At 71.6% G+C, this 17,577-nt stretch carries 16 protein-coding genes and 1 pseudogene; 8 read left to right on the forward strand and 9 right to left on the reverse strand.

What is annotated here, in order from left to right; translation table 11 throughout:
• Positions 1-24: 24 nt before the first annotated feature.
• The 5 genes and pseudogenes from D474_RS0122875 to D474_RS0122895 all read left to right on the forward strand — a co-directional run bounded on the left by D474_RS0122875 (position 25) and on the right by D474_RS0122895 (position 3,855).
• Positions 25-624 (forward strand): hypothetical protein, encoded by a 600-nt coding sequence (locus D474_RS0122875; protein WP_338045299.1) that lies wholly within the window; start codon positions 25-27, stop codon positions 622-624.
• Positions 625-726: 102 nt separating this feature from the next.
• The gene (locus D474_RS0122880; RefSeq protein ID WP_017615811.1) at positions 727-1,287 is read left to right on the forward strand and encodes an SCO family protein; all 561 of its coding nucleotides are present in this window, start codon (positions 727-729) and stop codon (positions 1,285-1,287) included.
• Positions 1,284-2,508: pseudogene (locus D474_RS29745) on the forward strand (Dyp-type peroxidase). Before D474_RS0122880 ends, D474_RS29745 begins: the two are co-directional and overlap by 4 nt.
• A 17-nt stretch (positions 2,509-2,525) precedes the next feature.
• Positions 2,526-3,077: a copper chaperone PCu(A)C gene (locus D474_RS0122890; RefSeq protein WP_026118724.1), complete on the forward strand. Its 552-nt coding sequence runs from the start codon at positions 2,526-2,528 to the stop codon at positions 3,075-3,077.
• A 79-nt stretch (positions 3,078-3,156) separates the two neighbouring features.
• Complete coding sequence (locus D474_RS0122895) at positions 3,157-3,855, forward strand: class I SAM-dependent DNA methyltransferase (protein ID WP_017615812.1); 699 nt, start codon at positions 3,157-3,159, stop codon at positions 3,853-3,855.
• A 46-nt stretch (positions 3,856-3,901) separates the two neighbouring features.
• On the opposite strand, the gene D474_RS0122900 is transcribed toward D474_RS0122895, so the two are convergent.
• Together D474_RS0122900 and D474_RS0122905 are read right to left on the reverse strand one after the other, a co-directional pair.
• Entirely contained in the window at positions 3,902-6,256 is a 2,355-nt protein-coding gene (locus D474_RS0122900) for a DUF6351 family protein (RefSeq protein WP_017615813.1), read from the reverse strand.
• A gap of 219 nt (positions 6,257-6,475) precedes the next feature.
• Positions 6,476-7,036 (reverse strand): pyridoxamine 5'-phosphate oxidase family protein, encoded by a 561-nt coding sequence (locus tag D474_RS0122905; RefSeq protein WP_017615814.1) that lies wholly within the window; start codon positions 7,034-7,036, stop codon positions 6,476-6,478.
• Positions 7,037-7,392: 356 nt separating this feature from the next.
• On the opposite strand from D474_RS0122905, the gene D474_RS0122910 reads away from it, so the two are divergent.
• Positions 7,393-8,049: a response regulator gene (locus D474_RS0122910; RefSeq protein ID WP_017615815.1), complete on the forward strand. Its 657-nt coding sequence runs from the start codon at positions 7,393-7,395 to the stop codon at positions 8,047-8,049.
• Positions 8,050-8,111: 62 nt separating this feature from the next.
• Here the strand turns inward: D474_RS0122910 and D474_RS0122915 are convergent, their stop codons facing one another.
• Complete coding sequence (locus D474_RS0122915) at positions 8,112-9,941, reverse strand: GAF domain-containing sensor histidine kinase (RefSeq protein WP_017615816.1); 1,830 nt, start codon at positions 9,939-9,941, stop codon at positions 8,112-8,114.
• A gap of 628 nt (positions 9,942-10,569) precedes the next feature.
• Entirely contained in the window at positions 10,570-11,091 is a 522-nt protein-coding gene (locus tag D474_RS0122920) for a hypothetical protein (RefSeq protein ID WP_017615817.1), read from the reverse strand.
• Positions 11,092-11,612: 521 nt separating this feature from the next.
• On the opposite strand from D474_RS0122920, the gene D474_RS33650 reads away from it, so the two are divergent.
• Entirely contained in the window at positions 11,613-11,801 is a 189-nt protein-coding gene (locus tag D474_RS33650; RefSeq protein WP_017615819.1) for a PaaI family thioesterase, read from the forward strand.
• Between the two features lie 16 nt (positions 11,802-11,817).
• On the opposite strand, the gene D474_RS0122930 is transcribed toward D474_RS33650, so the two are convergent.
• The 3 genes from D474_RS0122930 to D474_RS0122940 all read right to left on the reverse strand — a co-directional run bounded on the left by D474_RS0122930 (position 11,818) and on the right by D474_RS0122940 (position 15,353).
• Positions 11,818-12,318 carry a pyridoxamine 5'-phosphate oxidase family protein gene (locus tag D474_RS0122930; protein WP_152477006.1) on the reverse strand — a complete coding sequence of 167 codons (501 nt, stop codon included), beginning with the start codon at positions 12,316-12,318 and terminating at the stop codon, positions 11,818-11,820.
• A gap of 48 nt (positions 12,319-12,366) precedes the next feature.
• Complete coding sequence (locus D474_RS0122935; protein WP_017615821.1) at positions 12,367-13,785, reverse strand: multidrug effflux MFS transporter; 1,419 nt, start codon at positions 13,783-13,785, stop codon at positions 12,367-12,369.
• A 467-nt stretch (positions 13,786-14,252) separates the two neighbouring features.
• Positions 14,253-15,353: an NADH:flavin oxidoreductase/NADH oxidase gene (locus tag D474_RS0122940; RefSeq protein WP_017615822.1), complete on the reverse strand. Its 1,101-nt coding sequence runs from the start codon at positions 15,351-15,353 to the stop codon at positions 14,253-14,255.
• A 141-nt stretch (positions 15,354-15,494) separates the two neighbouring features.
• Between D474_RS0122940 and D474_RS0122945 the strand changes: the two genes are divergently transcribed.
• Entirely contained in the window at positions 15,495-15,836 is a 342-nt protein-coding gene (locus D474_RS0122945; protein WP_017615823.1) for an ArsR/SmtB family transcription factor, read from the forward strand.
• A gap of 10 nt (positions 15,837-15,846) precedes the next feature.
• Here the strand turns inward: D474_RS0122945 and D474_RS0122950 are convergent, their stop codons facing one another.
• Complete coding sequence (locus D474_RS0122950) at positions 15,847-16,899, reverse strand: 1-acyl-sn-glycerol-3-phosphate acyltransferase (RefSeq protein WP_017615824.1); 1,053 nt, start codon at positions 16,897-16,899, stop codon at positions 15,847-15,849.
• A complete protein-coding gene (locus D474_RS29755; protein ID WP_017615825.1) occupies positions 16,899-17,492 on the reverse strand; it encodes a patatin-like phospholipase family protein in 594 nt (197 codons plus the stop codon). The genes D474_RS0122950 and D474_RS29755 overlap by 1 nt, the downstream gene beginning before the upstream one ends.
• Between the last annotated feature and the right edge of the window lie 85 nt (positions 17,493-17,577).

The raw sequence follows: 17,577 nt of genomic DNA on the forward strand, positions 1-17,577 counted from the left end.
ACCACCCCGGTGCGGGGTGCGTCCGTGCCGGTGAGAGCATACGGGGAGATGCCCGAGAGCCGCCCGTGCCGCCTGCTGCGCGCCGGGGTCTTCACCCTGGTGTGCGCCAACCTGTCCGCGCACGGACACGCTCTGAGCTCGGGGCACGACGTTCCGTTCCCCGGACTGGCCCTGGGCATGCTCGTGGTTCTGGTCACGTCGTGGGCCGCGGCCGGGCAACGCCACGGCCTGGGTTCCCTCATCGCGTGGACGGCGTGGGGCCAGCTCGCGCTGCACGTCATCCTCAGCTGGAGCCAGAGCCTGGGCGGGGCACACACCCACACCGCCGACGCGCTCACCCACACCGACCTGCCGGCCGGCACCATGTTCGCCCTGCACGGGGCCGCCGCTGTGGTCAGCGCCTGGTGGCTGCACCGCGGCGAGCAGGCCCTGGCCGCGTTCCTGCGCCTGATGGCACGGCATGTGCCCCCTCTGCCGGCGCTGCTGCTCCTGGCCGCCCCGGTACCCGAACGCTCCCGCACCGGTGCCGTACGGGCTCCCCGCACGGTCGACCGTCCGCGCCGCCCCCACGTGGGGTGGTCCCGTCTCGTGCGCGGACCGCCGGACGTGGCCACCGCCGCCTGAGCAGCCCGCACCCGCACCGCACGGGTGACCTCTGCGCTGCCCGGCGGCCACCGAGCCACCGCGTCCACCGCCCGGCACGACCGGGCCCGCACGAGGAGAACCATGCCCACGCGCACCGCCGCGCCCCTGGCCGCGCTCGCCCTGATCGGCCTGACCGCCTGCTCCACCGCCGCCGAGGCCGATCACTACCTCGACCTGTCCGACCAGCCCATGCCCGCCTCGGCCGTGGAACTGGAGACCGTCGACGGCCACGACTGGACCTTCACCGACCTCGCCGACGACCGCCTCACTCTGCTCTACTTCGGCTACACGAGCTGCCCCGACGTGTGCCCCATGACCATGGCCGAGATCAACCTCGCCCTGGAGGAGGCCGAGGCCGAGACCGGCGACCTCTACGACGTGGTCATGGTCACCACCGACCCCGCCCGGGACACCGACGAGCAGCTCGGCACCTGGCTGGAGCGCTTCGACCCCGACTTCCAGGGCGTACGCGGCGACGCCGGCGCCACCGTAGAGGCAGGCGCCGNGGACTACCTCGTCTCCCACGGTGAACGCGTCGCCGTGCTCACCCCCGACGGAGAGGCCGCCGGGTTCATCGACGACGGCACCGGCTCCGAGGACATCGCCGAGCTCCTGCCCGACCTCGCCGAGGACCTCCTGTGAGCCCCGCACCCACCCGGCGGGGCCTGCTCACCGGGCTCGGAGCCGGCGGCCTGGCCGGGCTCGCCGCGGGAGGCCTGGCCGGACACACGGTCGCCGACCGTGCCCGAACCGGCGAGGAGGAGGCCGCGCTCGCGCCTTCCCGCGCCCGCGCGAGCACCGCGGACGGGCGTCCCCCGGCCCTGGCCGAACCCACACCCGCCCACGTGCACGTGCTCGCCCTCGACCTGGACGGTGAGGACACCGGGCAGGTGCGACGCGCGGCCCGCGAGACCCTGCTGGCCTGGGACGAGCACGTGCCCGCCCTGCACGAGGACGGCACCGCGGCCCTGCCGGAGGGCTCGCCCGCCCAGGGCCTGCACCCCGCCTCTCTCGGCGTCACCGTCGGTATCGGCGCCCGCCTGCTGGAGCGCACCGGGCTCCAGCAGCACAGGCCCGGGGAACTGGAGGAGCTGCCCTCCTTCGCCGCCGACGACCTCGACCCCGACCAGTGCGGTGGCGAACTCATGCTCCACGTGGGTGCCGAGGACCCGGTCGTGGCCGGGGCCGCCGTGCGGCACCTACTGAGTGCGGCCGGCGACCACGTGCGGGTGCGCTGGGCCCTGCCCGGCTTCCGGCGCACGGCGGCGGCCGCCGCCGACCCCGCCGCCACACCGCGCAATCCCATGGGCCACATCGACGGTACGGTCAACCCCGATCCCGGCGAGGCCCTGTTCGACCAGCAGGTCCGGGCGGTCCACACCGAGCCGGACCTGGCCTGGATGGACGAGGGAACCTACGTCGTCGTCCGCCGCATCCGCATGCTGCTCGACACCTGGTTCTCCCGAACCACCGGCGAGCGCGAGGCCGTCATCGGGCGCCGCCTCTACGACGGGGCGCCCCTGGGAGGCGACCACGAGCACGATCTGCCCGACCTGGCGGCCCGCCACGACGACGGCACACCCGTCGTGCCCGCCGATGCCCACATACGGCTCNNNNGGCGCCCGTACCGTACGCCGCGGGTTCGCCTACGACCTGGGACGGGACGCCGGAGGGCACCACCGCGCCGGGATGCTCTTCACCGCCTGGCAGGCCGACCCGCGCAGCGGGTTCACCGCACTCCAACAGGCGCTCGACGAGGGCGGCGACGCGCTCAACGACTACATCCGCCACGAGGGCAGCGCCCTGTTCGCCGTCCCCGCCGCCGACCCCGGCCGGCCCCACCCGCTCCTCGACCACCTGTGACCCCGGAGGGAACAGCCATGACCGATCACACCACCGCCCGCAACCTCCTGACCGCAGCCGGGGTCCTGGCCCTGGCCGCAGCCTGCTCGACCACCACACCACAGCAGGAGGGCGCCGACGCCCAGGAACCCGAGCGCGGCCATGCCCACGCCGACGACCTGACCGTGTCCGGGGCCTGGATGCCAGAACCGGCCAACCCCGAGGTCGGCGCGCTCTACCTCGAGATCGACAACACCGAGAGGGAGGAGGACGCCCTCACCGGGATCGCCACCAGCGCCTCGGAGACCGCCGAACTCCACACCACCAAGGAGAGCGACGAGGGCTCCCCGCGGATGGAGGAGGTCGAGGAGATCCCGGTCCCGGCCGGCGAACACGTCGAGCTCACCTCCGGCGGGTACCACGTGATGGTCATGGACATCACCGACACATTCACCGAGGGCGACGAGTTCACCGCTGATCTCACCTTCGATTCCGGCGCCGAGCTCGAGCTCACCGTGCCGGTCGAGGCGATGGCCGACCACGGCGACGGGCGCGGCGGCGAAGACGACGAGGACCACGGCGACCACTGAGGCCCGACCCGCCCCGGGACGCGCTCCCGGGGCGGGAAACCGTTCGCGCGGGCTCGGCCCGGCCGGGCATACTGCGCGCATGCCCGACTTCGCGACCTTCGACACCCGCAACTACCGCACCGTCGACGTGGCCACCGGTTACGACGGCTGGGCCGCCACCTACGACGGCACTGTCCTGGACGCCATGGACCTGGCGCTGCTCGACCGTCTGGACCCGGGCGTGCCCGACGGGACCCGCGCCGCGGACCTGGGCTGCGGAACCGGACGCACCGGCGCTTGGCTGCGCTCCCGCGGCGCCGTACACATCGACGGGGTCGACCTCAGCGAAGGCATGCTCGAGCAGGCCCGCGGACGCGGCGCCCACGACACCCTCGCCCGCGCCGACGTGCGCAGCAGCGGCCTGGGCAGCGGAGCCTACGATCTCGTGGCCGCCTCCCTCATCGACGAGCACATGCCCGACACCGCACCCCTGTACGCCGAGGCCGCCCGCCTGGCCCGCCCCGGCGGGCGGTTCCTGCTCGCCGCATACCACCCCCACTTCGCGATGCTCTCGGGCATGCCCACCCACTACACCGACGCGTCCGGGGAGGACGTGGCCATCTCGACCCACGTCCACCTCGTCAGCGACCACGTGCGGGCGGCCCTGTCAGCCGGATGGCAGCTCGCCGACATGGTCGAGGGCATCGTCGACGACACGTGGGTGGCGGCCAAACCCAAGTGGGAACGCTTCCGCGGCCACCCCGTCTCGCTCGCCCTGGCGTGGCACAAGCCCGCCTGACCCCGCGTCGGCTGCCGTCGGGGCCGCACCGGGGAGCCCGACCGGGTCAGAACCGCTGCCAGGTCCCGTCCAGTCCCTGCTGCCCGCGCCCGGGGGAGTCCCAGTCGCACACTCCCTCGGCGAAGACCTCCTCGGCCCGCTCCGCCTGCTCCTCGGTGAAGTCCGCCGGGTGGCGCGCCGCGTCGAAGGGCTCCAGCGTGCACGCCACCACGTCCGAGGCCAGCGGCCCGCCCGCCTCGATGCGCGGCGAGGTGTGCACAGGGAAGGCGTCCGCGCACCGGTCGCCCTGGCCGGCAGGCAACGGCAGCTGCTCGCCCACCACCCGCTCGGCGTCCTCGCCGGTGCCGATCCAGCACGAGTCCTGCAGGAAGTCCGGCCGCGAGGCACGCATCGCATCGACGGTCTCCCAACCCGGATTCCGGGCCTCTTGCTCCTGCATCCCGCTCACCCAGTCGTCCAGCTCCTCGAGCGAGCGCATCGCCAGCGGCGACGTGGACACGAACCCCTCCGGGGAACGGTCCTGGTGCTCGGCCAGCATCACGTGGTTGTCGGCGGTGCCGTTGGCCTGCTCCAGACGCTCGCGTACCGAGAACGAGTGGTACCGCATGTGCAGGTCGCCGCCCGGCGCGTCGTCCTGGTAGAAGCGGTGGTCCACGACCGGGATGTCGGCCAGGCCCCCGCCGCCGTTGAGCAGGCGTCCCGACCGGTAGGCCGCCTCCGTTCCCTCCGGGTCGGCCGCGGAGCGCTCGTCGGAGACCGCACCGTCGGCGTCCAGCCCGCCGATGTGCTCGTTCAGGTGCAGGAACTGGTCCACGTCGATCACACCCTCCATGAGCGCGTGCAACCCGTACTGCACCCCCACGTTGTCCAACGGGCGCCGCGGCAGGCCGCTCTCCGGGTCGGTGCCGTAGACGTTCTCCACGGCCGCGAACACTTCACAGCGCGCCCCGCCCGGGTTGTGTTCGGGATGGTAGAGCTCTTCCTCCGGCAGATCCTCCCGGCACTGCCCGCGCGGTTCCACCCGGTCGGCTTCCCGCGCCAGGCGCTCGATGCCGTCGTGCTGCAGGAACCCCGACACCGCCTGCTGCTCGACCCGGTCCAGCTCGCCCGCGTGGCTGCGTGTGTACTCGCGCAGCAGCAGCGCGTCGGTCACCGCCGGCACCACCGAGAAACCCACGTCCGGGAACGCCTGCGAGACCACGATGCCGTCCAACAGGCCCGGATAGTTGTCCGCGGTCTGGTGTGCCTGGTACGCCCCGCCCGAGGCGCCCCATCCGAGCGTGGAGTGCGGCACCCCCATCGACTCCACGAACCGCTCGTGCACCGCCGAGACCGTCTCGGCAGCCAACAGGTCGTTGCAGTTGTTCGCGAACACGTTCAACGATGCCGAGGCCACCGCGTACCCGCGCTCCAGCATCGGGCCGTCCAACACCCCCGCCGAGTTCTGCCCCTGCACGTACCAGCCGCCGGAGCACCCTCCGCCGAACTTGTACACCAGGCGGCCGTTCCAGCTCGGCGGCGGGGTCCAAGGGTCGGGGTCCTCTTCCTCGGGGGTGTGCAGTACCGCCGTCTCGTACACCGAACGGTTGGCCGTGCCCGTCTCCACCCGCACCACGAACGGCACCCGCGCCCCGGTCGCCGTCGTGGCCGTGTCCGCGTCCGAGGGGACCGACTCCGGGTCCGGGAGCGGGGACCACTGCCCGTCGGTGTCGCGGTAGACGTGGCGCACGTCGGTGCGGGCGGAGCAGTCCTCGTCCAGCGCCGGGCCCAGCGTCTCCCCATTACCACCGGAGAGCATGAACTCGTCGGTGTCGCACAGGAACGGCTCCTGGTGCGGCCCCGACACCACCGGCCCCTGCGCCGGATGGTTGACCACCGTCAGCGACGCCGAACGCCCCCCGCCCAGCGCCGCCACCGGGATCCGCTCGTCCAGTCGCGCCTCCAGCTCCGACCCACCCTCGGGCAGACCGGTGAGCAGACCCTCCAACGCCGGAGACCCGCCCGAGTCCACCGTCCGCAACCGGTCGGTGACATCGGTGCCGTCGGCGCTCAGGCGCACGTTCTCGGGGTCGGCCGGGGCCGGTGGCTCCACCCGCACCAGCGCAGTGCCGCCCATCACCGCGTCCGGACGCGACGACAGGACCGACACCGACATCTCCTCGGAGGCCGCCTCCGTGCCCGGTCGGAAGGGGGCCGCCGACGGGGGCAGTGCCCCCGCGGTCGCCGGAGGCCCGGAGGACAACGCCGTTCCCGACACTGCCAGGACCGCGGCCAGCACGGCCGCGCCCGTTCCCAGCGGGCTGCACCTGCCCCACGGGCTCACACGCACGGCACGGACGTCCCCGCACGCGCGGCGGTCGAAGGTGAATCGGGCGACGAAACGCGGAGATCGCTGGCGCACGGGGCGATCGTGCCCCCGGGGTCGGAACCGGTGACGCGCACACACCGTGGATGAGCCGGGCTTTGCACTCCCATGGCGCCATCGATACCCCGAACCCGGCGAGGGCCAACACAACACCGGATGAAGGCTGTGCACACACAAAACGGACGCCCGGTCCGTCCCGCAGCGGACCGGGCGTCGACGGAGCGCCGACGGACGGTGCCCGTCGGCCGTCCTCGGTCAGGACCTGGCGATCCTCCTCCCGGTCACCCTGCCCGGGGTGATCTTCAGGACCTGGTCACGGTCGCCCTCCGCCCACGGTTTGGGAAGGCGGCCCTGCGGAATCCGGGCCAGTTCCCCCGAGTCGCGCACCCAGCGGCACCGGCCCGAGGCCAGTACGCTCCAACCCTCGCGGCGCTCCTCGTCGAAGTGGTCGACCTGGAATGCCGCGTATCCCCGCGCGAAACGCATGATCGTCCCGGCCAGCGTCGACCGGAACACGATGGTGTCGTGCATGAGCGCGTAGTTGACCGGAAGGATCGTCGGAGCGGCGTCACCCTCGATGGTGAAGGCCACCCGGCCGATGTCGTGGGAGGCCAGCAGGTTGTAGCAGGTCTGCCGCTCCAGGACCGTGAACCGGGCGTCGTCCGTACCGGCGATGTCGGCGCCCTCCAGGAGGGTCTCGTCCTCGGTCAGCCGGTCCGTCCCGGCGAACTCCTCGTCCGCCTGGCGCTGCCCCGGAGGCACCGCCGCCCCCGGCGCCGCGCCCGTACCTGCGCCGGCACCGCTCGTCTCAGCCATCACACGCCCCCCAGTGGTGTGCCTTCGCTTCCTACCTCCGCCATACTCCCGGTTCGAGAACCCGAAGGCATGGTCCGCCGGTCCCCCTCAGCACGGCGAAGGTCCCCACCCCCCGATTACCCGGCGGGACACACGCCCCAAACAGAAGGGGACGTTTGGCACGACAAGCCGCGATCAAGGCTGTCTAATCTGGTGAACGGGCGTTCGCCCCCTCGGCGGCGGCCGCCGCCGAGGGTGGCCCCGGGGGCGTCGAGGGTGCGCCAGGGCCAACAGCACCCACACGAACCCACAGCCCTCGGTCCGGGGCGGTCCGCGCTGCCGGGCATCACATCCAGTGCTGAGGAGGTGCGCACCCGATGGATGCAGCCGACAACATCCGGGTGTTCCTGGTCGACGACCACGAGATCGTCAGACGCGGCGTCGGTTCACTCCTGGACGACGAGGACGGCATCGAGGTCGTCGGCGAGGCCGGCACCGCCGCACAGGCCCTGGCCCGCGTGCTCGCGCTCGAGCCCGACGTGGTCGTGCTCGACGTCCGACTGCCCGACGGCGACGGCGTCACGGCCTGCCGAGACATCCGATCGATGCTGCCCGCCACCCGTATGCTCATGCTCACGTCCTACTCCGACGACGAGGCCCTCTACGGGGCCGTGATGGCGGGCGCTTCCGGCTACATCCTCAAGCAGATCCACGGAACCGACCTGGTCGGCGCGGTTCGCACCATCGCCACCGGACGCTCCCTCCTCGACCCCGAGTCCACCGCCCGCATGCTCGAGCGCCTGCGCGAAGAGGCCGGGCGCAAGGACCCGCTGAGTGAACTCACCGAACAGGAACGGCGTGTTCTCGAGCTGATCGGGGAAGGCCTGACCAACCGCGAGATCGGCGCGCGCATGTACCTCGCCGAGAAGACCGTGAAGAACTACGTCTCCCGTGTGCTGGCCAAGCTGGGCATGGCCCGCCGCACCCAGGCCGCCGCCTATGCCGTTCGCCTGTCCATGGAGCAGTCCGCCTGAAGGCACCACCCCCGGCCGCCGACGGGGCCGGCGGCCGGGGAAGGGCCCTGTGGGACGGAGGGTCAGCACCGGGCCGGGACCGACCACTCCACCGACGCTCCCCGACCCGGTTCCGAGACCACCGACAACGAACCCGAGAGCTCCTCCGCCCGCGCCGACGCGTTGCACAGCCCGCTGCGCGCCGCACCCTCGGGGATCCCGCACCCGTCGTCGCGCACCCGCAGTGTCACCGATCCGTCGGCCACCGCCACCTCGACGTCCACCGCCGTGGCGCCCGCGTGCCGGCTCACGTTCGACAACAGCTCCCGCAACACCGCCAACAGGTGCTCACCGGTGCGCTCGTCCACCGCGTTGTCGAGCGGGCCCTGGGTGAGCAGCCGGGGTGAGAACCCCAACGCCTCGGACGCACCGTTGACCAGGTCCAGCACCTTCGAACGCAGCCACGAACCGTCGCCCTCCTCCGAGGAACTCTGCAACGCGAAGATCGTCGACCTGATCTGGCGGATCGTGTCGTCCATGTCGTCGACCGCGTTGCGCACCCGGGAGGCCGACGTGGAGTCCTCGATCCGGCGCACGGTGCCCATCAGCGTGATCGCGGTCGCGTACAGGCGCTGGATCACCGTGTCGTGCAGGTCCCGGGCGATACGGTCGCGGTCCTCCAGGACACTGAGGCGTTCGGAGTCCAGACGCGCCTCCGCCAACTCGAGGGCCACTGCGGCCTGGTTGGCGAAGGAGGACAGCATGCTCGACCAACTGCTGCGGAAGTCCGGCCGCGAGTTCTCCCGCGCCAGCACCAGTACGCCGCGCGCACCGTCGGGCGGGCCGAACGGCAGCACCAGCACCGGCCCCATGCCCAGGCGGGTCAGGAACTCCGTGCCGCCGTCGCCGCCCTCGCCCAGGGACACATCGGTCTGCAACGGCTGCCCGCCCAGGTAGACCCGGCCGAGGAGCGTGCGGGCCGCACACGAGAGCGTCTCGCCGCGTGCACCGGTGGACAGTTCATCGAGGCTGGCGTCAGGGCTTGCGGAGCCGCGGTCGGTGGGGCCGGTGGTGCGGGCGGGATCAGCGGGGTTTGCTGGTCCTGCGGGCCCCTCCCACACACGCACGGTGAGCGTCTCCGGGGTCTCACCGGGCATTGCGATCACCGCGAGGTCGGCCCGGGCCATGCTCTGCGCGCGCTGGGCGACCAGCCGCAGGACCTCCTCAGGCGGCGCACCCGACAGCAGCGTCGTCGTGATGTGGCCCGACGCGTTCAGCCACGTCTCCCGGCTGCGCGACTCCGCGAACAGCTGGGCGTTCTCGATCGCCGTGCCCGCCGCCGTCGCCAGCGCCCGCAGGAGGAGTTCGTCGTCGCCGGTGAACTCGGAGCCGTCCCGCTTGTCGGTCATGTAGAGGTTGCCGAAGACCTGGTCGCGGATGCGGATCGGAACGCCCAGGAACGTGTGCATCGGCGGGTGGCCCTCCGGGAAACCGCGCGATTCCGGGTGCTCTGCGACGTCCTTCAGGCGCAAGGACTCGGGCTCCTTGATGAGCAGGCCCAGGATCCCCTCGCCGCGGGGCCAGTGGTCGATGCAGGAGATCTCGTGCTCGGACAGGCCGACGGGGATGAAGCGGCTCATATCCCCGTCCGGGCCGATCACCCCGAGCGCGCCGTAACGGGCGTCGACCAGGCTCGTGGCGGTCTCCGCGATCCGGACCAGGAGCGGGTCGAGATCCAGGCCCTCGCCGATGGAGACCACGGCCTCCAGGAGTGTGCGGATGCGTTCCTGCGTCGCCGAGATCATGCTCATCCGGGAGCGGACCTCGTCGAGGAGGTCGTCCAGACGCACTTCGGGAAGGGACAGCCGATCCTGTTCGGTGTGCAGGGCCCGGCTGCCGTCGGTTTCACTCATGGGGGCCTTTCCCGGCAGCGGTCTATGGGTGCGATTCCGATTCTAGGGGGCTTTTCTCGGAAGGCGGTATGGAGTGCCAGGTATGGGCGGGGTGGGAATTTTAGGGGGATGGGGTTTCGGGTGCAAGAGGCGAATGGCCTGCAGGGATGGGGTCTTCGGTCTCTTTCGGTCACTCGCTCAGGATTTTCGAGTCGGGGCCGAGGACGTGGGTGCCGTGGGCTCGCGGCGATTGGGTCAAAAGGTGAACCGTGATGTTCTCGATTCCTGTCAGGTTCGACAGGTCGACATGGCTATGCATGATGAACGGAGTTTCTTGAGTCCTTGAATTGAATCCGGATGGCTCATGCGTCCGGGGTTGTGCAGGGCCAGTGTGGAATCTGTGAGTCGTTCGGGAGCCTGGCGTAGAGCCACAGAACGGAGCTGACGGCCGAGGCCAGTGAGTTCTGGCTGGGACATCCGCGGGTGGCATCGGTGTCGTTCTCGCACGGCTCGGGTGGGGGCACCGGGGGCTTTCCGGGTCAGGGGATGCGCGCCGCGAAGACCACTGGTCCCGACCCGGGCAGGGGCACCGGATTGCATCTACGTCGTAAAGGTGTCCCGATCTGTCACTTCACACCCAGTCCCCCTATCAGCACTCCGGCGGGAAATCCTCGGCCGACACCAATTGCCCCTCATCACCGTCGCTGGCGTAGACGCCGTCCTCGGCGGCCAGAGCGCCGGTGGTGAAGGCGAGGTCGGCCACGTCGTGGGTGGGTTCGTCGCCGGCCTCGACGGTCTCGGTGGACACGCCCAGGGTGTACTCGGTCTCGGGGGAGGCGGGAACGACCCGGTAGGCGGCGCGCCCGTCGCCGTCCGTGATCTGCCAGGCCTCGCCGGGCGCCGACAGGTCCACTTCGACCTCGCCGCCCGCGAGCTCCTCGGTGGCGGTCAGGCGCCAGCTGTGGTCGTCGGCGACCAGGTCGATCTGGGCCGGAGGCTCTTCCCCGCACCAGGTGATGAGGGCTGTGGGGAACTTCTGCCCGGCGGTGAAGTGGCCGCTGGCGTGCAGGCCGACGTGGCCCTGGCCGGACAAGCATCCGGCCAGCAGCAGTGTGGCGGATGCTGCGGCGGCGAGGCGGAGGGCGGCACGGCGTGGGTGGTGTTCCGACATGGCACAGGATTGTGCCGTGAAGTGGCACCGGGTTTCTCGCCCGATCGGGTGTCCGGAGGTCACTCCGAGGCGAAAACCCAGGTCAACTGTGCTTCACGGGCCCTGCGCGGCGCATTCCGTCCCGGCGTGTTGCGAGTGGGGTGCCCCGCTGAGGGGCGGGGGAGTCGGTGAGGACCATGGTGCCGCCATGGCGAGTCACGACGCACAGGCCCCCGAGGTGTGGGGCGAACCCCGGAGCAAGACCGTGACCTGGCACGACCCCCAGCTGGTGGTCGCCGCCCGGGAGGGGGTCAGCGGGTTGGAGCGCCTGCGTGCCTGGGCCGGGGGCGCGTTCCCGTCGGCGCCGATCTCCCAGCTCATGGGGTTCACGATGACCGGTGCCGAGGAGGGCGAGGTACGTTTCGAGGGAACCCCCGACGAGTCGGTGTGCAACCTCATGGGTGCTGTTCACTGCGGGCTCATGTGCACCCTGCTGGACTCGGCCACGGGGTGCGCTGTCCAAGTCCACCCTTCCGGTCGGCGTGGGCTACACGTCGGTGGAGATCAAGGTCGGCTACCTGCGCCCGGTCTTCGCGGGAACGCCGCTGTACACGCGCGGGTGGGTGGTCAAACCCGGGCGGAGGACGGCCTTCGCCGAGGCCGAGATCCGGGACGATGGCGGCAAGGCCGTGGCGACCGCCTCCTCGAGCTGCCTGGTCTTCGAGCTCTGAGCCGCATCGGGTCTGCTCAGAAGGCGAACCGGGTGGCGCCCGCGGCGGTCTCGGAGGCGGGGAAGGTGTAAACGGCGGTCGGGTACACGGCGAAGACCCGGTAGGGCGGAGAGCCGGCGGTGGGTGCGCCCTCGGGGCCGGTGAACTGCCCGGAACCCGGGACGGGGGCCCACCCGTAGCGTTCGGCGTAGGCGGCCGAGACCCGGGTCAGGGCGTCGTGGTCGACGAGGCGTTCGGCGGTGCCCTCGACGACGGCATCGGCGTTGTGGGACGTGAACCCCAGGCTGACGCGGGGATCGGCGTTCAGCAGCCGGTGTTTGGCGCTCTCGGGTGAGCAGGCGAAGCACAGGGCGCCGTGGGACCACACCGCCAGGATCGGGCGGGTATGGGGTCGGCCGTCGGTGCCGGAGACCGTGAGCCAGTAGGTGGGGGTGGTGGCGGTGAACTCGGTCAGCGCCTCCACCCAGTTCCATGCTGGCTGGTCGGTGAGCGGGTGTGGGGTGGGAACGGCCGTCATGATCACCTCGCAGTCGTGTGGCCCGACCCCTGGGGCCGGGCCACGAACCTAACCGCGGGTGCCGACAGTCTCCGGGCGCGCCACGCTCCCGGTACCGGGGGCGCTCCCATCGTCGGCACCGGCGTCCTCGGTGTGCGGAACGCTGTCGGTGAGCACGACGCTCTCTGCAGCGGCCAACTCCTCCGGATCGGGCACGTGCTCCTCCCCGGCCGGCTGTGTGGGGCCGGCCGGGTGCATGGTGTGCCGGGCCGAGAACACGAAGGCGGCGAACGCGCCGATCGCAGTCAGGAGCATGACGGTGTTCATGCTGGCCAGGGTGACCGGCCCGGTCATGCCGGCGGTGGCGGCCAGGCTCGAGCCGAGGCCGAACTGCAGTGTGCCCAGCAGGGCCGACCCGCTCCCGGCCACGCGCGGGGCCTGCCCGCTCAGGGCCAGGGCGGTGGCGTTGGGTGCGACCAGGCCGGTGAAGACCATCATCACGAACAGCGCGGTGGTCACCGACACCAGTGTGGCGGTTCCGGTGGCCGCCAGCGTGATCAGGGCGAGCACCGAGAGCAGGGAGCCGCTCAGGCCGAGCAGGAGGCGGCGGTGCACCTCCATGCGGGGAACGAGGGCGGCGTTGGCCTGGTTCCCCAGGATCATGCCGAGCGTGGTGATGGCGAAGACCAGGCTGAACTGTTGTGCGTCGGCGCCCAGCTGGGACTGGGACACGAAGGAGAAGGTCGAGATGTAGGTGAAGCTCATCGCGAAGTTGAACGCCAACACCAGCGTGGGGCCGATGAAGCGTACGTCCTTGAGCAGCCAGGCGAACAGGACGGCCTGGTTGCGGGCGGAGACCTTCTCGCGCTGGTCGGCGGGCAGGCTCTCGGGCAGGGTGGTCCACACCAGGGCGAAGGAGGCGGCCCCGGCCAGGCCCAGGGCGACGAACAGCAGGGGCCAGGGGCCGATGAGGAGCAGTTGTCCGCCCAGGACGGGCCCGAGCATGGGTGCCAGGCCCGAGAGCAGGACCAGTCGGGAGAAGAAGGTGGCGGCGGCGTCGCCGTCGAAGACGTCGCGGACCACGGCGCGGGAGATGACCAGGCCGGCGGCGGCCGAGAGGCCCTGCAGGAACCGCAGGACGGTGAAGGTCTCCACGCTGGTGGCCATGGCGATGCCGAAGGTGGACAGGGTGAACACGGCCAGGCCGGCCAGGAGGGGCCCGCGGCGTCCCCAGCGGTCGCTGAGCGGGCCGATGACGAGTTGGCCGAGGGCCATGCCGATCATGACGGTGGTCAAGGTGAACTTGACGCGGGCCTCGGAGGTGGCGAGGTCGTCGGAGATCTGGGGCAGGGCCGGCAGGTAGAGGTCGGTGGCGAGCGGGCCCAGCGCGGAGAGCACGCCCAGGACGAGGACGAGCAGTACCGCGCCGCGCCGCGGGGCGGTGGTGGTCCGGGCACGGCGGCGCGGACGAACGGAGGTCAGGTTCACCAGGATCTCCCGTGCGTCTGGCAAGCGGTCTGGGGTGGGGCGCCGTGAGCCGCCTTCGGGCGGGGCGCTCGGGGGTCGCCGCTGTGGGCGACTTCCGCGTCCAACGCACCCTCATGGGGTGGCAATCCCGGGTTCAGCTCCTGGTCACGGTGATTCGAGTTACGTGGGGCCGAGTCCGGGTCCCCGGTCAGGGACGGGTGCGGTGGGTCCGCTCGTCGGAGCGGGCTGTGGCGCCGTGGGCCGTTGCCGACCGGGCGCCCGGGCCGCCTCGTGGGGCGACTCCTGGCTCCAACACAGGACCACGGGATGGCAATCCCCGGTTCGCGGTCAGGTCACGGTGATCCGAGTTACGTCGGTGGAGGGCCTGCGTGTGGGGGTGTGTCGGGATGTGAACCGAGTCATGGGGTGTGCACACGGGAGGGGCCGGCGGCAGGGGTGTTCCTGCCGCCGGCCCCTCCGGGTGGCTCTCAGCGCATGACGGCGTAGCCGTACTGCTGGGGCCAGGAGGGCTGTTGGTCTAGTTCGGCGCGGGCGCGCTGGGCGAAGTAGGGCTCGCGCAGGAGTTGGCGGCCGAGCATGGTGGCGTCGGCCTGGCCGGTGGAGACGATGCGTTCGGCCTGTTCGGGTTCGACGATGACGCCGACGGCGGAGGTGGCGATGCCGGATTCCTGGCGGGCTCGGGCAGCGTGGGGGACCTGGTAGTCGGGGCCGGCCGGGATCTGTGCGTCGGGGACCATACCGCCGGTGGAGACGTCGAGGAGATCGATGCCGGCTGAGTGGAGTTCCTTGGCGAGGCGGACGGTGTCGTCGGCGGTCCAACCAGTGCGGGCGTCGTCGGGGTTCTCGGTGAGCCAGTCGGTGGCTGAGGTGCGGAAGAAGACGGGCAGGTCGTCGGGCCAGACGGCGCGCACGGCGTCGGCGACCTCGAGGGCGAAGCGCATGCGGTTTTCGAGGGTGCCGCCGTAGTGGTCGGTGCGGTGGTTGGCGACGGGGGAGAGGAAGGAGTTGATCAGATAGCCGTGGGCGCCGTGGATCTCGACGACCTGGAACCCGGCGTCGCGGGCGCGTTCGGCGGCGGTGGCGAAGTCGGTGACCAGTTGGGTGATCTCGTCGGTGGTGAGCTCGTGGGGGTGGTGGAGGCCGTCGAAGGGGTCGTCGCTCGGTGCGACGGGGGTCCAGCCGCCCTGGTCGTGGGGCAGGGCGTGGCCGCCGTTCCAGGGGCGGTCGGTGGCGGCCTTGCGTCCGGCGTGGGCGAGTTGGATGGCGGGGACGGAGCCGTGATCGCGGATGGCGCGGGTGATGCGGGTGAAGGCCTGCTGTTGGCGGTCGTTCCACAGGCCCAGGTCCCAGGGGCTGATGCGGCCGTCGGGGCGGACGGCGGTGGCTTCGGTCATGACGAGTCCGGTGCCGCCGGCGGCGCGGGAGGCGAGGTGGGTGAGGTGGAAGTCGGTGGGTGTGCCGGTGTCGGGTCCCTGGGCGTCGGCGGAGTACATGCACATGGGTGCCATCCACACGCGGTTGGGGATGGTGAGGGAGCGCAGGGTCAGTGGGGTGAACAGGGTGCTCACGGAGTGGCCTCCGGTCGGGTGTGGATGGGTGGGCGGGGTCGACCGCACGCATCGTACGATAGCTCTCGTAGTACGAAGATTGTCAAACCATGCTGGTCTTCTTACTTTGAGGGCAGTACACGGCGACGAAGGATCCAGATCATGCCCCATACCGGCCGCACTTCCCCCGGGCGGCAGCTCGAGCACCCCGAGGCCGCGCAGATCCGTCTGGAGTCGGTGCTGAGCGCGTTGGCCGACCCGGTCCGGTTGCGGATCGTCTCCGATCTGGCGCGCGGCCACGAGGACATGGCCTGCATCTCCTTCGAGCTCCCGGTGAGCAAGTCGACCTCGACGCACCATTTCCGGGTGCTGCGTGAGGCAGGGGTGATCCGCCAGTACTACGAGGGCACATCGCGGATGAGTCGATTGCGCTCCGAGGAGCTGGAGGAGTGTTTCCCGGGGCTGATGGAGGCGGTGCTGCGCGCCCAGGGCGTTCAGGTCTGAGCGGGCCGGCTCAGACGGCGTCCTCGCGGGGGCGGTTCTCCTCGATCCAGTCGTCGATGGTGGCGAACCAGTCGTAGAGCCAGCGGCGCCGCGCCTGATCGGTGGGCGGTACGTCTTCGGCGCGCACGTGCCAGCCGTGCATGACGATCTGCTTGTCCATGGGCAGTTCGCGCCAGATGTCGGCGACGGTGAGCATGCGGTCCAGCCCGGTGTGGCCGACGAAGACCACGTCCGCGTGGGGTGCGGCGTCCAGCGCGGCGAAGAGGCCGCCGGTGCGCGGGGCCATGACGTTGCGCATGGCGCTGGCGCGGTCGGCCAGCGCGGAGGCACCGTCCTCGCGGAGCCGGTCGATGCGGCGCAGGCGGCGGTCCGGGGTGAAGTTGCCGCCCTCGGGGAAGATGACGAAGGCGTCGTCGCCGTCCAGGCCGCGGGCGAGTTGGCCGACCTGGTCGGCGAGGCGGTCGGCGGGGGCGGGGCCGGTGGGCGGTGCGGGGGCGATGAACCGGTTGGGCAGCCGGTTGAGCATCACGTCGATCGCCGGGTCCCACTGCAGAGTGTCCTTGAGCACGATGCGGGTCTCGCGGTGGGCCCGGTTGATCAGGGTGTGCACGAGGATGAAGGAGTCGCCGGGGCCGGCGTGGCGGCAGGCGACGATGAGGGGCCGCTCGGGTGGGTTGGGGTCGCGGAGGAACCCGGCGCTGGAGCCGTCGCCGACGGTGCGGATGCGCAGGCGCAGCACCCAGCGGGCCTGGTTGAAGAGCACGCGCAGGAAGGCGCCGGCCAGGGCGTAGTGGGCGCGTTGGAACCCGGGTGAGCGGATGCGCCAGCCGAACCCGGAGGCGATCCAGAGTCCGAGCAGGGCCAGGAGTGCGGCGGCATCCCAGAGGATGTAGAAGATCATCATCCACAGCACCCGGGGCAGGCGCAGGCGTCCGGGCACCATGGACATCGCCGCCAGGGTGATGAGCAGCCACAGCGGCAGGATGCTGAGCAGGACGAAGCCGAGCAGGACCACGGCCGGGGCCAGTACGAGGCGCCGTACGGGCAGTGGCGGCAGGGGCATCAGGGGCCCTCCAGGTAGGCGCGGGTGGCGCGGTGGGCGCGGTCGATGCGGGCGGGCGCTGTGTCCATGCGCTTGTAGGAGCTCAGGTTCTGGTCGCCCTCCAGGGCGCCGCCGGTGGGCAGGACGTGCAGGTCGACGTCGTCGGGAAGGTCGGCCAGGTCGCGGGCCCAGCGGTGGCGGCGGGCGATCTCGAAGGCCACGCGGGCGGTCTCGACGGGGGTCGTGGGTGCGGTGAGGGGTTCGTCGACGCGTCCCACGTGCAGGACGTAGACGGTTCGGGCGCCGGCGTCCAGGGCGGCTTGCAGGGGGATGGAGTTGACGATGCCGCCGTCGAGGTAGTGCTCCTGGCCCACGCGGGTCGGTGGCAGGAGCCCGGGCACCGAGGCCGAGGCCAGGACGGCGGGGATCAGCGGGCCGGTGGTGAACCAGTGTTCTGCGGCGCTCTCGATGCTGGCGGCGACCACGCGCAGGGGTGTGGGCAGGTCCTCGAAGCGGGTGTCGGCGCCCAGGGTGTCCCGGAGGAGTTGGCGCAGGGGCTCGGGGGAGTTGATGTGGGTGCGGGTGGTGATGAGGCGGCGCAGTTGGTGGCCCACGGATCGCCGTAGACGGCGCGGGCGCGGGGTGAGTTCCAGGCGCGGTGGAGCAGTCCGGCGGCGTCGGGGCCGGGGTGGGCGGCGA

The organism is Nocardiopsis salina YIM 90010 (genome assembly GCF_000341025.1).
GTDB lineage: Bacteria > Actinomycetota > Actinomycetes > Streptosporangiales > Streptosporangiaceae > Nocardiopsis > Nocardiopsis salina.

Coding starts and splice junctions, on each gene's coding strand:
- D474_RS0122890 (WP_026118724.1), top strand. CDS start 2,526: ATGACCGATCACACCACCGCCCGCAACCTCCTGACCGCAGCCGGGGTC.
- D474_RS0122895 (WP_017615812.1), top strand. CDS start 3,157: ATGCCCGACTTCGCGACCTTCGACACCCGCAACTACCGCACCGTCGAC.
- D474_RS0122905 (WP_017615814.1), bottom strand. CDS start 7,036: ATGGCTGAGACGAGCGGTGCCGGCGCAGGTACGGGCGCGGCGCCGGGG.
- D474_RS0122910 (WP_017615815.1), top strand. CDS start 7,393: ATGGATGCAGCCGACAACATCCGGGTGTTCCTGGTCGACGACCACGAG.
- D474_RS0122915 (WP_017615816.1), bottom strand. CDS start 9,941: ATGAGTGAAACCGACGGCAGCCGGGCCCTGCACACCGAACAGGATCGG.
- D474_RS0122920 (WP_017615817.1), bottom strand. CDS start 11,091: ATGTCGGAACACCACCCACGCCGTGCCGCCCTCCGCCTCGCCGCCGCA.
- D474_RS0122930 (WP_152477006.1), bottom strand. CDS start 12,318: ATGACGGCCGTTCCCACCCCACACCCGCTCACCGACCAGCCAGCATGG.
- D474_RS0122945 (WP_017615823.1), top strand. CDS start 15,495: ATGCCCCATACCGGCCGCACTTCCCCCGGGCGGCAGCTCGAGCACCCC.
- D474_RS0122950 (WP_017615824.1), bottom strand. CDS start 16,899: ATGCCCCTGCCGCCACTGCCCGTACGGCGCCTCGTACTGGCCCCGGCC.